The organism is Thermodesulfovibrio sp. 1176, from assembly GCF_029946585.1.
GTDB lineage: Bacteria > Nitrospirota > Thermodesulfovibrionia > Thermodesulfovibrionales > Thermodesulfovibrionaceae > Thermodesulfovibrio.
This window is the reverse complement of sequence record NZ_JARZRZ010000003.1, coordinates 35001-47850: the sequence shown is the minus strand read 5'-3', so window position 1 is coordinate 47850 and position 12850 is coordinate 35001. Positions and strand designations below refer to the sequence as shown.

Here is a 12850-nt window from a genome sequence, read left to right as displayed (position 1 = left end):
GTTTTATGAAAAAAGGATCAGTTAATATGAAAGCAGACATGAGGGGTTTAAGGAAGGAAAAAAGAATTCAAATAGATTCAGTTTAGGTAATAATTAGAGAAAATATTAACCCTTAACACCGCCTAAATTAAGTAATAGACACAAGTAAAATTTATTATCAAATTGATAAATTGTATATTTTCCTACTATATTGACAAAAAAGAATTACCAGAATGGGTAAAAAAGCATAAAACATCTGGCACACAGATTATCCAGATTGGGAGCAATTATTATTTATACAAAATAAAGTCCATATGGGATAGAAAGAAAGGAAGGGCAAGAAAAGTAACAGAGAAATATCTTGGCAAGATAACTCCGCAGGGTCTTATAAAGCCAAAACATGAAAGACTAAAAGAAGGATTAACAAACATAACAGTAAAGGAGTTTGGTGCAACAGATTTTTGTTTTTCCATCACCTCTGATATTTATGAATTACTTAAGAAGTATTTTCCTGTTTATTATAAGGAATTATATGTATTTTCCATTTTAAGATTTTTTCACTGTACAGCAATAAAAAATGTTGGACATTATTACATAACATCAGATTTAAGTGACAGAATAAGAGATTGCAAGCTTTCACCAAAAAGCATATCAGGAATACTAAAAGATATAGGGATGAAGAGAAAAACAGTAGTTGATTTTCTAAAAAAGGGGGTAGTTTTTCCATTGAAAGATTTTATGAAATACAGTATCGTTTAGGGAGTAGAGGGATGATTTAATGTTACAGGGATAGATGTTTGTTAATTTTCTTAGTCTGCTTTATTATTACAGAGTATATATGAAATTAAGGGAGGCAGAGCTTTTAAAGAAATATTCAGTAAAGGATTTAATAATTCATCTAAGGAGAATATACAAACTCAAAATAAATGATAAATGGGTTATATCAGAAATTCCTAAGACATCCAGAAAAATTCTTGAAAAACTAAATTCCAATTTACATATTACTTAAAATTTGCAGTGTTACGGTTTAATTTGTATGTCTATCAGCTACTTTAGAAGCACCAAAAGAATCTGGCTTAGTCACAGCCACATAACCTGAACCTACAATCATTTTTATCACTTCTTTTACGATATTCCTTGTTGCTCCATTCTTTCCTACATCAAGATGTATCTCAACTGGAAGTTTAGATACTCCATTTTCAGAAAGCTTCTTTTTTAAGGCTTCTGCGATTTCCAGACTCAAAGATGCTTCTGTAAATATTCGTAATTTTAAATTATCCATCTTCTCATACTTAAGTTTTCTATAAAAATATCGACCACCTGAACCTCTACGGTGAATAATTATAGCTGTCACAAAAACTGTCTCTTCTCCGGGGAAAGAGTCACTACCAACAATTAAGCTATATTTCCTCTCTGGGGCTTCCTTCACAAATTCTATAATTTTTTCAAAAACCTGTTGAAAGGAAAGACTTCCGTATGTGGGACTGTGAAAAAAAACCTTTTTTAACGACTCATTTTCCATAGTCTGTATTTTCAATGCAGGTTTTATTCCTGCAATAAAAATTTTAAATTGTTATGATAATTTTACCAAATCCTTTAAAACGTTTGCAAATAAAATTTTAAATATATAAAACCCCAATAAACAAAATAGTTTGACATTTAAAACTATCCTGTTTTATTATTCTATTTATGGAACTTACAGTTATTGATCTTATTAAACAAACAGGAATTGTTGCAAAGGTTGTTCTAATTATTCTACTTTTCTTTTCAATTTTTTCATGGGCAATTATTTTTTATAAAATTAAAGTTTACAAGGGTATGAAGCACGAAAATGAACGTTTTTTTGATTTATTTATCAATACAAACAACCATAAAGATCTCTTTTCATCGGCGAAAAGATTTGAATTAAGTCCACTTGCTTCCCTTTACAGAGGGATATTTTCAGAAATTTCAAGAAAAAATCCTTCTAATAACCCAAATAACTTTAATCTTGAATTTATTGTAAAAAAATATTCCTCTGAAGAAATTAATAAAATTCAAAGTTACTTAGGTTTTCTTGCAACTACAGCATCTACTACACCTTTTATAGGACTTTTTGGAACTGTCTGGGGTATAATGGATGCCTTCCGCAATATAGGAATAAAAGGTTCTGCCTCACTGGCTACAGTTGCACCAGGTATTGCGGAAGCATTGATAGCAACGGCAGCTGGTTTATTTGCAGCAATCCCTGCAGTAATTGCCTATAATTATTTTACTAATCAAGCAAATAAACTGATTCATGAATTAAATGACTTTTCTGAAACAATTTTGAAATATCCATGGCAGGATTAATACCTCGTAGAAAATCAGCGCTCGCTGAAATTAATGTTGTTCCATTAGTTGATATAATGCTTGTGTTGCTTATTATCTTCATGATTACTGCTCCACTTATGCAACAGGGAATTGATGTTAATTTACCAAAAGCAAAGGGAAAAAGTATTGAAGAGGCAGAAAAAATTAATATTGTTGTTACAAAAGAAGGAAAAATTTATGTTAATGAAAAATTATCAAAGATGCAGGAATTGCAATCTATTCTTTCAGCCTTTAAAGATTCTAATATAGCTGTTTTACTAAAAGCAGATAAAGATGTTCCCTATGGACTTGTAGCAGAAGTCATGGGAGAGATTAAGGCTTCTGGAATAGAAAGAATTGGAATGATAACAGAACCAAAAGAAAATCAATGACAACAAAGATTTACTCTTCTCTTTTTCTATCAATCATTTTTCATAGTTTATTTATCCTCCTTCTAATATTTGGAATAAGAAATTCTACCCATGACTTGAAAAACATTACCTATATAACCTTGATTCAAGAATCTATTAATAAAAGTATCACTAATTCAAATTTACAAAATACAGAAAAAAATGAAATTGCCAAATTAAATCCCATTGTGAAACAAAAAGAAAAAATTAATGAAAAAAAAATTAAATCAGACGAAGAGCTTCTTGAGGAAAGACTTTCTGCAATAAGAGCAAAAAAAAGAATTCAAGAAATTGCTATTTCTAATTCTTTGAAATCTAATACAGCTTCATCTACAAATAAACCTGATTCTAATGAGTTGTTGTCAAGTTATCTTGCCATTATTTCTGGACTTATAAGACAGAACTGGAACATACCTGATACTGTTCCTAAAAATCTTGAAGCGGTTGTAGCAGTAAGAATACTTTCAAACGGACAAGTAATTATTGAAGGTTTTGAAAAGAGTTCTGGAAATACAATATTTGATTCTTCTGTGATAAGGGCTATTAAAAAATCCTCCCCCCTTCCTCCTCCAAAATCTGAAGTAATTGTGGGAATGAGGTTTAAGCCATGAAAGGTATCTTTAAGACAATCAAAATTATAATAATTATTCTTTTTTTTAATCTTATATCTAACTCAACATTTGCTGAAAAAATTTATATTGATATAACACAACCTGGAATCAAAAAACTCAGCATCGCATTAGAAGGTTTTGAAGGAATTTCAAAGGTTAGTAACACCATAAAAGAAGAACTTGAATTTACAGAGTATTTTAAGATTTATGGACCTTTTCCTTATAGGGGTGAAAAATTTGACCCTCTGTTATGGAAATCAGCTGATGTGGAAATAGTTATAAGAGCTGTAAGTTTTGGCAAGATAGATGTTAAAGTTTACACTGTAACAACAGATGCTCCGATATTTACAAAAGATTACTCTTTACAAGATAATGAATACACAGGTAAAATTATCGCTTCTGATATTTATAGACTTCTTACAGGAAAAAACTCTCCATTTTTTAATCAATTTACTTTTGTAAGAAAATTTAAAAATTCAATGGGAATTTTTATAAGCAACTGGAATGGAAAACAGATTCAAGATACAGGCATTAGAAGAGAAATTATTTCAAGAGTTGTTCTCAAGGATAACAAAATTTTTTATTCATCTCTTCAAAATAAATTCTGGCATATTGAAGTTTTTGATATTTCCAATAAATCTAATAGAGAAATAATAAAAAGCAGAAATTTACTTAAACTTGGTGATGTTTCAAATAAATATGAAATTATTTATTTAGAAAGTGACGGAGAATTATCTCAAATTAAAATATCGGATCTGTCTGGAAAAAATAAAACTGTATCATCTTCAAGGTGGATTGATGCATCTCCGAGGTTTGCTCCATCTCATATTTTTCTCGTATCAAACAGAGTTGGCTCCCCTCAGATTTATCAGATGAGTTATGATGGTTTATCTATAAGAAGATTTACCTATCAGGGTAGATATAATACAGAGCCTACCATAAGTCCTGATGGGAATAAAATTGCGTTTTCTTCATTGTCAGCAGGATTTCAAATAAATGTATTAGATTTAAACTCCAATATGCAAACTCAAATAACAAAAGATGGTAATAATGAGCAACCTTCTTTTTGTCCTGATGGACATTTTTTAACGATTATGTCTGATAGATTTGACAAAAAAGAGATTTTTCTCATAAGCTCCGATGGAGCAGTGCAAAAATCATTAACTCATGGATATCTTCCCCATTGTAGTAGATAAATGGTTAAATCAGGTATAGATCTATTTGAAAAAGCTCTTGACAAAAAATTTCATGGTTTAAAAGCAGGATTACTTATTCATCCTGCATCAGTAAATAGGAAACTAATCTATACAAAAGAAGTACTTCTTAATACTAAAAAAATTAAAGTTTCTGCTTTTTTCGGTCCCCAACATGGAATATTTGGAAATACTCAGGATAACATGATTGAATGGGAAGGATTTATTGATAAATCAACTGGATTACCAGTTTATAGTTTATATGGAAAAACACGAAAACCAACTTCTGAAATGCTTAAAGATATTGATATTTTGATTATTGATTTACAGGATGTTGGAGCAAGATATTACACCTTTATCTGGACTATGGCTTTGTGCATGGAAAGCTGTGAAGGAAAAATTCCTCTGATAGTTCTTGATAGAGTAAATCCAATTGGAGGAATTATTACCGAAGGACCTTTACTTAAAAAAAATTTTACATCTTTTGTAGGTCTTCATCCTTTGCCTGTAAGACATGGAATGACAATAGGAGAAATTGCTTTATACTTTAAAGACAATTTTTATCCAAAAGTTGACCTTACAGTGATTTCTTTAAAAAATTGGAAAAGAAAATCATGGTTTAATGAAACTGGACTTCACTGGGTAATGCCTTCTCCAAATATGCCAACCCTTGATACAGCCACTGTTTATCCTGGAATGTGTTTACTTGAAGGCACAATTCTAAGTGAAGGAAGAGGAACAACAAGACCCTTTGAAATATTTGGAGCTCCCTTTATTGAGCCTGAAAAACTTGTAAAAAGATTAAATGAATTTAAGTTAAAAGGAGTTTTTTTTAGACCCCTTTATTTTACTCCAACATTTAATAAGTTTTCAGGACAGTTATGTGGCGGTGTTCAGATTCATGTTATTGACAGAAAAAAATTTAAACCCTTTAAAACAGCAGTTGCAATTTTGCTTACAATAAAAGAGATTTATCCTCAAATTAATATCTGGCGTGAGCCTCCCTATGAATATGAATTTGAAAAACTTCCCTTTGATATTCTTTCAGGTTCCGACCGATTAAGAAAGGATATTGAGGAAGGCAAATCTCTTAAGAATATGGAATATTGGTGGAATGATGAACTTGAAAGCTTCAGAAAAATAAGAGAAAAATATTTAATTTATGATTAAAGGATTTATACTTGCTGCAGGATACTCAACAAGATTAAGACCAATTTCAGAACACATACCAAAACCCTTAATGCCAATTGCAGGAGAGATTTTACTTGAACATATTTTTAAAAATTTAAGACCTATAACCCAACATATTGGTATAAATTTACATTACAAAGCAAAAGAAATTGAAGATTATATAAAAAATTATAATCTACCACTTCACACATTCTATGAAAAAAAAATTCTTTTAACTGGAGGAGCCCTTTGGAATGCAAAACAATTTCTTAAGAATTCTCACTTCATAGTACATAACGGAGATATTTACTGGGATGGAAATATTAAAGAAGCAGTTGAGTGGCATATTGAATCTAAAAATTCAATAACTCTTATTACTCATGAACACAAACCTCAAAACAAGTTAATTATCGATAAAGAAGGTAATTTACTTAGAATTGATAGCTCAAATAATCTAAGTCCAACAGAAAAAAGTGTTGCCTTTTGTGGAGTTGCAATTTATAGCCCTCAAATTCTTGAACTTTTACCTGAGGGTCCTTCATCAATAATTGATGTCTGGATTAAAGCTATAAAAAAAGGATTAAAAGTAAAAACATTTAAAGCAAATTACAATTTTTGGTTTGATATAGGAACTCCAAATGAATATGCACGAGCAGTTTTTCATAAATTAAAGAGAAATTTTACTTCCCTATTTGTGCATTCAACTGTTTCAGGATGTGAATTAATAGAATTTAATGGAAATGTGGTTATCGAAAAAAATGTAAAAATAAAAAAACCCTTTAAGGCTAAAAATATTATAATTCTTCCAGAAACTGAATTTAATCCCGAAAGCGAAAATATTTCCAATTCAATTTTTGGGAAAGATTATAGAATTCCAATTAAAATTCCTGTAAAAGAATCCTTAACCTTAAGCGGTTCTGATAGAGAATATTTCAGGAAAAATGGCAGAATTTTTTGTAAATGGAAAAAATTATTAGAAGATTTTGAAAAGAATATATCTTTAGGTAATTTTTTAAAAGAAAATAATTTCCCTGTTCCGGAAATTATTAAATTCGACAAGAATAATAAAATAATTATTTTTGAAGACCTTGGAGATTTAACACTTTATAGTTGGCTACAGTGCAAAAGAAATGATAAAGATATTGAAAAAATTTATAAAAAAATACTTGAAAAAATTGGGAAACTTCACTGGGAAATTTCCAAGGAATCAACAAATTTAAATCTTCCAGAGTTTGATTACTCCTATTTTCGATGGGAAAGTGATTATTTTTTAAAGGAATGCGTTGAAGAGGTTTTCAAAATTAAATATCAAGGATTAGAGGATGAACTCCATTGGATTGCTGATACTCTTTCAAAAACTCAAAAAGTAATAGTGCACAGAGACTTACAAAGCCAAAATATAATGTTAAAAAATGGGAAAGTTTATTTTATTGATTATCAAAGTGCAAGGATGGGTCCAGCTGGATATGATATAGCCTCCCTAATTTGGGATCCTTATGTAGAACTTAATAATGAATTAAGAAAAAGACTTGTTAATTTTTATATCAAACACTGTAATCTTCAATATATATCTTTTCTGAAGGAGCTTTCATTATGTAGAATTCAAAGACATATGCAAGCTCTTGGTGCCTATGGATTTTTAGCTTCAAAAAAAGGGAAAAAAAGCTTTCTTAAATTTATTCCTTATGGATTAACCCTACTTCTAATGGATTTGGAAGAATGTTATATTGATTTACCAAGAATAAAAAATCTTGTCCTTAAGCTCAAGAACCTTATTTACAATGGCTCTTGCAGAGATTTCTTCATAATCTAAAAGTTCTTCAGGATTTCCACTCTTTGGTATTTTTTTACAGGATAGACTATAAATCTTTTCTGAACCAACTTCACCTTTTACAGCTTCACCAATCCCTCCTGCAGGGTAATGGTCTTCAACTGTTATAATTGCATCTGTTTCAGAAGAAGCTCGTTTTAGTAACTCTGTATTCAATGGTTTCACACTGTAAAGATCGATGACCCTAATATAAATTCCTTTATTTTTAAGTTCTTCATAAGCTTTCAATGCCTCATGCAAGGTAATACCTGCTCCAACAACTGTGAACAAGTCTCTATCTGATGCTTTTAAAACTTTTGCCCCACCAATTGGAAAATCTTCATTTTCGTTATATATAACTGGTGTAGCTGCACGGGTCGTTCTGATATAAACAATTCCATTGTAATTTGCTGCTTCTCTTACAAGCTTTTCAGTAGAAACAGCATCAGAGGGATACAGAACAACACTATTTAAGATACTGCGCATCATTGCAATATCTTCAAGTCCCATCTGACTTGCTCCATCTTGTCCAATAGAGACTCCAGCATGGGAGCCCACAAATTTTATATTTACATCACTGTATTGAGCCATTCTTATTTGATCAAAGGCACGGGTTAAAAAGGCTGCGAAAGTAGATACAAAGGGAATTTTGCCTCTAAGGGAAAGTCCAACTGCCATTCCAACCATATTTTGTTCTGCAACAAAACATTCAAAAAATCTTTCTGGATAATGATTTTTAAATATTTCTGCATATGTTGAATTAGAGACCTCTGCATCAAGGACAACAATATTAGAAAACTCTGGGAAAATTTTAACAAGTGCTTCTCCATAGACTCTTCTTGTTGCAACTTTATCACCAATTGAATAATTTTTTATAAATTCTTTTGTTTGTAAAAGTTCAGGATTAGGAGTTAATGGTTCAGGTTTTTTTAAAGGAACCGAAAACTTTTTTATTTCTCCAAGTTCTCTCAGTGCTTGATTGAATTCTTCCTTAGTTAGTGCAACACCATGTCTTCCTTCTTTATCCTCAAGGAAGGATATTCCTTTTCCTTTTACTGTTTTTGCAATAATCATTGAGGGGACATTGCTACTTAATGCTTCTTCATAGGCTTTAAAAATTTCATTAAAATTATGTCCATCAATACATATAGTTTTCCATCCAAAAGAAGAAATTCTTTTTTCGTAGGCAGATAAATTCCATCCGTACATTGTTTCGCCTCTCTGACCTAATCTATTAACATCAACTATTCCAATGAGATTATCAAGCTTATAATAGTCTGCAATTTGTATTGCCTCCCATACTGAGCCTTCAGTCATTTCACTGTCACCAAGTAATACAAAAACATGGTAGGGAAGTCTATCAATATATTTTCCGTTAATAGCCATACCAACTCCAATTGAAAGTCCTTGACCAAGAGAACCTGTAGCTGCCTCAGAATATGGGAATGTTCTTACAGGATGTCCTTCTAAGGGAGAGCCGAATTTTCTTAAAGTTAAAAGCTCATCTTCTGTTAACTTTCCAGCCACTGTCCATAAAGAATAAAGAAGAGGTGCTGCATGACCCTTTGAAAAAATCAGTCTGTCATTGTTTGGATTCTGAGGGTCATCGGCATCAAAATGAAAAAAGCCTCCAAAAAGGAGGCTTGCCATTAACTCTACTGCTGAAAGACAGGTTGTAGGATGTCCAGAACCTGCCTGTGTTGTAGATGAAAGAATATAGTATCTTAAAAGTTTTGCTATTTCTTCTAAATACTTCACTTTTTTGGTTCTACAGTGTCACTGAGAAGCATCTTAAGAAGTTTTAATCTGCTTGGATGCTTTAATTTTCTTAGAGCTTTTGTCTCTATTTGTCGAACTCTTTCTCTTGTTATGGATAAATATCTTCCAACTTCTTCAAGTGTATGATCTCTGTCTTCTCCTATACCAAATCTCATTTTTATTACTTTTTCTTCCTTAGGTGTTAAGGTCTTAAGAATTCTCTGAATATGCTCACTAAGTTCTGTTCTTTCAGCTTCAGAAATAGGAGAAGGAGAAGTTTTATCTCCGATGAAATCTTCAAGCTCTGTGTCTTCATCCCCGATAGGCGTCTGTAATCCAATAGGATCTTGAATAGCTCTAAAAACTTCCTCAACTTTTCTTACAGGAACGCCAAGCTTTTCTGCAATTTCTTCGTTATTCGGTTCTCTTCCAAGCTGTTGGGTTAATTCACGGGATGCCTTTGTTACTCTATTATAAAATTCCATCATATGCACCGGGACCCTTATTGTTTTAGTTTGATCAATCAGTGCTCTTGTAATAGCTTGCCTTATCCACCATGTAGCATATGTTGAAAATTTAAATCCCTTTTCATATTTAAATTTATCAACAGCCTTCATTAAACCAATATTACCTTCTTCTATTAAATCAAGAAGAGGCAATCCTCTTCCAACATAATTTTTTGCAATATTGACAACAAGTCTTAAATTTCTGGTTATTAATTCATTTTTTGTTTCTTCAACAAGACATTTAGCCTTATATATCTTATTCCAGACATTTTTTAATTCATCAACTTTTAGTCCTGATTCATTTTCTATCTTTTTTATGTCAGCATAGACCTCTTTATATAAATTTTCTAAAGTTTTAGGACTTTCACCAGCCTTTTTTAAATCATTGATTTTCTTTCTTAAATCCTTTAAAGTACCATATTCCTTTATCTTTTGCTCTACTTTATCTAATTGATTAATTAAATCTTCTAATTTAATTATCGTGCGACTTAAAGCCTCTTCAGCCTTTTCATCTTCTGTAAGAGATTCTGATTCTTCCTCTTTATTAACTTCATCTAAAATCTTTTTATATATGGATAAACCAACAACTGTATCTTTAATTATGCTCTTTCCTTCTTGCAATTTTTTTGCAAGTTCAACTTCTTCGTCTTTTGTTAAAATTGGGATATCACCCATGGAATTAAAGTATGCTTGAACTAAATCTTCTACATGTTCCTCCTCTTCTAATTCCTCCTCTTCTTCTAAAAATAATTCTTCATCTTCATCTACAACCTTTACTCCCATATCACTTAAAACATCAATTAAATCCTCTAATTCATCTGGTGAAAAATATTCAGAAGGAAGAGCTTCATTTATTTCATCATATGTTAATTTTCCTCTTTTCTTACCTAAATTTACTATTTCTTCAAATATATCCCTTTCCTTCATATCATTGTCCTCTCAAAAAATAGTTTATATTTCAATAATATCAATTTTTGAAAAATTTTCAATCCCTAAAATTGTCATAAAAAATAAATAAAAAGAGAGAAAGGGATTAACCTTCCTCTCTTTTCTATTGAAATTAATGAAAAGAAAAATTTATTCAAGAAGAAGTAAAAGAGTAAGTCAAGACTCACGGCCTATTAGTACTGGTAAGCTAAACACCTTACGGTGCTTACACCTCCAGCCTATCAACCTGGTAGTCTACCAGGGGCCTTTAGGTCCTGGGTTTCCCCAGGAACGGGAGACCTAATCTTGGGACGGGCTTCCCGCTTAGATGCCTTCAGCGGTTATCCCTTGCGGACATAGCTACCCAGCATTGCCGCTGGTGCGACAACTGGAACACCAGAGGTCCGCCCACCCCGGTCCTCTCGTACTAGGGGCAGCCTCCCTTAAGTCTCCTACGCCCACAGCAGATAGGGACCGAACTGTCTCACGACGTTCTGAACCCAACTCACGTACCGCTTTAATGGGCGAACAGCCCAACCCTTGGGACCTACTTCAGCCCCAGGATGCGATGAGTCGACATCGAGGTGCCAAACCGGGCCGTCGATGTGAACTCTTGGGCCCGATCAGCCTGTTATCCCCGGCGTACCTTTTATCCGTTGAGCGATGGCCCTTCCACACAGAGCCACCGGATCACTAAGCCCGGGTTTCCCCCCTGCTCGGGATGTCTCCCTCACAGTCAAGCCTCCTTATGCCTTTGCACTCAACGGCTGGTTTCCGTCCAGCCTGAGGAGACCTTTGGACGCCTCCGTTACTCTTTAGGAGGCGACCGCCCCAGTCAAACTACCCGCCAGGCAGTGTCCCGGAGCCGGATAACGGCTCACGGTTAGAGTCCCAACAACACAAGGGTGGTATTTCACCGACGGCTCCACAGGAACTGGCGTCCCTGCTTCATAGCCTCCCACCTATCCTACACATGTATTGCCAGAACTCACTGCCAAGCTGTAGTAAAGGTGCACGGGGTCTTTCCGTCTAGCTGCGGGTAACCGGCGTCTTCACCGGTTGCTTAAGTTCGCCGGGTCCCTCCCCGAGACAGCGGCCCAGTCGTTACGCCATTCATGCAGGTCGGAACTTACCCGACAAGGAATTTCGCTACCTTAGGACCGTTATAGTTACGGCCGCCGTTTACCGGGGCTTCGGTTTGGAGCTTCGAGGTTACCCCCTAACTCCTCCCCTTAACCTTCCGGCACCGGGCAGGCGTCAGTGCCTATACATCCTCTTACGAGTTAGCAGGCACCTGTGTTTTTGGTAAACAGTCGCCAGGCCCTCTTTACTGCGGCCTCCTCGGGCTCGGATTTACATCCTCACCCTACTCGAGGCACCCCTTCTCCCGAAGTTACGGGGCGAGTTTGCCGAGTTCCTTGGGGAGGGTTCTCCCGAACGCCTTAGTATCTTCTACTCGCCTACCTGTGTCGGTTTGCGGTACGGGCACCTGAATGACTCCCTACGAGGCTTTTCTCGTCAGTGTGAAATCACCTGAGTTCGACCTTTACGGTCTTCCCCGTCACACCTTAGCCTTCATGAGGGAAGGGATTTGCCTCTTCCCTCAGCCTCGGTGCTTGGACCTGCAAACCATAGCAGGCTCAGGCTATCCTCCTGCGTCCCCCCTTCGGTAATAACGTCAATCAGGTGGTGCCGGAATATTAACCGGCTATCCATCAGCTACGCCTTTCGGCCTCGCCTTAGGTCCCGACTAACCCCGGGCGGATGTACCTTCCCCGGGAAACCTTAGGCTTACGGCGGGCTGACTTCTCATCAGCCTTTTCGCTACTTATGCCAGCATTGTCTCTTCTGCCTCCTCCAGTGAGCCTCGCGACTCACCTTCACAGGTTAGCAGAATGCTCCCCTACCACTGTCTTTACAGACAGTCCGTAGCTTCGGTGGGATGCTTAAGCCCCGTTAAATTTTCGGCGCAGCGCCACTCGACCAGTGAGCTATTACGCTTTCTTTAAATGATGGCTGCTTCTAAGCCAACATCCTGGCTGTCTTCGTGGTGCCACATCCTTTACCACTTAGCATCCGCTTAGGGACCTTAGCTGACGGTCTGGGCTCTTGCCCTCTCGACCATGGACCTTAGCGCCCATAGTCTCACTCCCTG

Annotated in this window: 11 protein-coding genes and 1 rRNA gene (1 of these 12 running past the window's edge); 8 read left to right on the top strand and 4 right to left on the bottom strand. The window is 34.9% G+C overall.

Translation table 11 applies throughout. From position 1 onward, the window contains the following. Positions 1-162 precede the first annotated feature (162 nt). A complete protein-coding gene (locus QI155_RS06185) occupies positions 163-738 on the top strand; it encodes a hypothetical protein (protein ID WP_068861755.1) in 576 nt (191 codons plus the stop codon). A gap of 34 nt (positions 739-772) precedes the next feature. Beyond that, positions 773-988, top strand: a complete 216-nt coding sequence (locus QI155_RS06180) for a hypothetical protein (RefSeq protein ID WP_068861754.1) — start codon at positions 773-775, stop codon at positions 986-988. Positions 989-1006: 18 nt separating this feature from the next. On the opposite strand, the gene QI155_RS06175 is transcribed toward QI155_RS06180, so the two are convergent. Beyond that, on the bottom strand, positions 1007-1516 hold the full coding sequence (locus QI155_RS06175; RefSeq protein WP_281321310.1) for a ribonuclease H-like YkuK family protein: 510 nt from the start codon (positions 1514-1516) through the stop codon (positions 1007-1009). A gap of 152 nt (positions 1517-1668) precedes the next feature. On the opposite strand from QI155_RS06175, the gene tolQ reads away from it, so the two are divergent. Genes tolQ through QI155_RS06145 form a run of 6 tightly spaced genes read left to right on the top strand, consistent with a single transcriptional unit; the run spans position 1669 to position 7507 of the window. Beyond that, entirely contained in the window at positions 1669-2310 is a 642-nt protein-coding gene (tolQ, locus tag QI155_RS06170; protein WP_068861752.1) for a protein TolQ, read from the top strand. Next, on the top strand, positions 2298-2702 hold the full coding sequence (locus tag QI155_RS06165; RefSeq protein ID WP_068861751.1) for an ExbD/TolR family protein: 405 nt from the start codon (positions 2298-2300) through the stop codon (positions 2700-2702). Before tolQ ends, QI155_RS06165 begins: the two co-directional genes overlap by 13 nt. Further along, positions 2699-3331 carry an energy transducer TonB gene (locus QI155_RS06160; RefSeq protein ID WP_068861750.1) on the top strand — a complete coding sequence of 211 codons (633 nt, stop codon included), beginning with the start codon at positions 2699-2701 and terminating at the stop codon, positions 3329-3331. The genes QI155_RS06165 and QI155_RS06160 overlap by 4 nt, the downstream gene beginning before the upstream one ends. Continuing rightward, positions 3328-4527, top strand: coding sequence for a hypothetical protein (locus QI155_RS06155; RefSeq protein ID WP_281321309.1), 1200 nt, complete (start codon positions 3328-3330; stop codon positions 4525-4527). The genes QI155_RS06160 and QI155_RS06155 overlap by 4 nt, the downstream gene beginning before the upstream one ends. Further along, positions 4528-5694 carry a DUF1343 domain-containing protein gene (locus QI155_RS06150; protein WP_281321308.1) on the top strand — a complete coding sequence of 389 codons (1167 nt, stop codon included), beginning with the start codon at positions 4528-4530 and terminating at the stop codon, positions 5692-5694. Continuing rightward, positions 5687-7507, top strand: coding sequence for a sugar phosphate nucleotidyltransferase (locus QI155_RS06145; protein WP_281321307.1), 1821 nt, complete (start codon positions 5687-5689; stop codon positions 7505-7507). Before QI155_RS06150 ends, QI155_RS06145 begins: the two co-directional genes overlap by 8 nt. Here the strand turns inward: QI155_RS06145 and QI155_RS06140 are convergent. The 3 genes from QI155_RS06140 to QI155_RS06130 all read right to left on the bottom strand — a co-directional run. After that, on the bottom strand, positions 7427-9262 hold the full coding sequence (locus tag QI155_RS06140) for a transketolase (protein WP_281321306.1): 1836 nt from the start codon (positions 9260-9262) through the stop codon (positions 7427-7429). The two genes, QI155_RS06145 and QI155_RS06140, sit on opposite strands and share 81 nt — an antisense overlap. Beyond that, on the bottom strand, positions 9259-10695 hold the full coding sequence (locus tag QI155_RS06135; RefSeq protein WP_068860050.1) for a sigma-70 family RNA polymerase sigma factor: 1437 nt from the start codon (positions 10693-10695) through the stop codon (positions 9259-9261). The genes QI155_RS06140 and QI155_RS06135 overlap by 4 nt, the downstream gene beginning before the upstream one ends. A gap of 173 nt (positions 10696-10868) precedes the next feature. Continuing rightward, positions 10869-12850: ribosomal RNA gene (locus QI155_RS06130) — 23S ribosomal RNA — on the bottom strand (it continues 978 nt past the right edge of the window).

Excerpts from the sequence above, each read along its gene's own strand:
- QI155_RS06180 (WP_068861754.1), top strand. The coding sequence starts at position 773 with ATGTTTGTTAATTTTCTTAGTCTGCTTTATTATTACAGAGTATATATG.
- tolQ (WP_068861752.1), top strand. The coding sequence starts at position 1,669 with ATGGAACTTACAGTTATTGATCTTATTAAACAAACAGGAATTGTTGCA.
- QI155_RS06165 (WP_068861751.1), top strand. The coding sequence starts at position 2,298 with ATGGCAGGATTAATACCTCGTAGAAAATCAGCGCTCGCTGAAATTAAT.
- QI155_RS06160 (WP_068861750.1), top strand. The coding sequence starts at position 2,699 with ATGACAACAAAGATTTACTCTTCTCTTTTTCTATCAATCATTTTTCAT.
- QI155_RS06155 (WP_281321309.1), top strand. The coding sequence starts at position 3,328 with ATGAAAGGTATCTTTAAGACAATCAAAATTATAATAATTATTCTTTTT.
- QI155_RS06150 (WP_281321308.1), top strand. The coding sequence starts at position 4,528 with ATGGTTAAATCAGGTATAGATCTATTTGAAAAAGCTCTTGACAAAAAA.
- QI155_RS06145 (WP_281321307.1), top strand. The coding sequence starts at position 5,687 with ATGATTAAAGGATTTATACTTGCTGCAGGATACTCAACAAGATTAAGA.
- QI155_RS06135 (WP_068860050.1), bottom strand. The coding sequence starts at position 10,695 with ATGAAGGAAAGGGATATATTTGAAGAAATAGTAAATTTAGGTAAGAAA.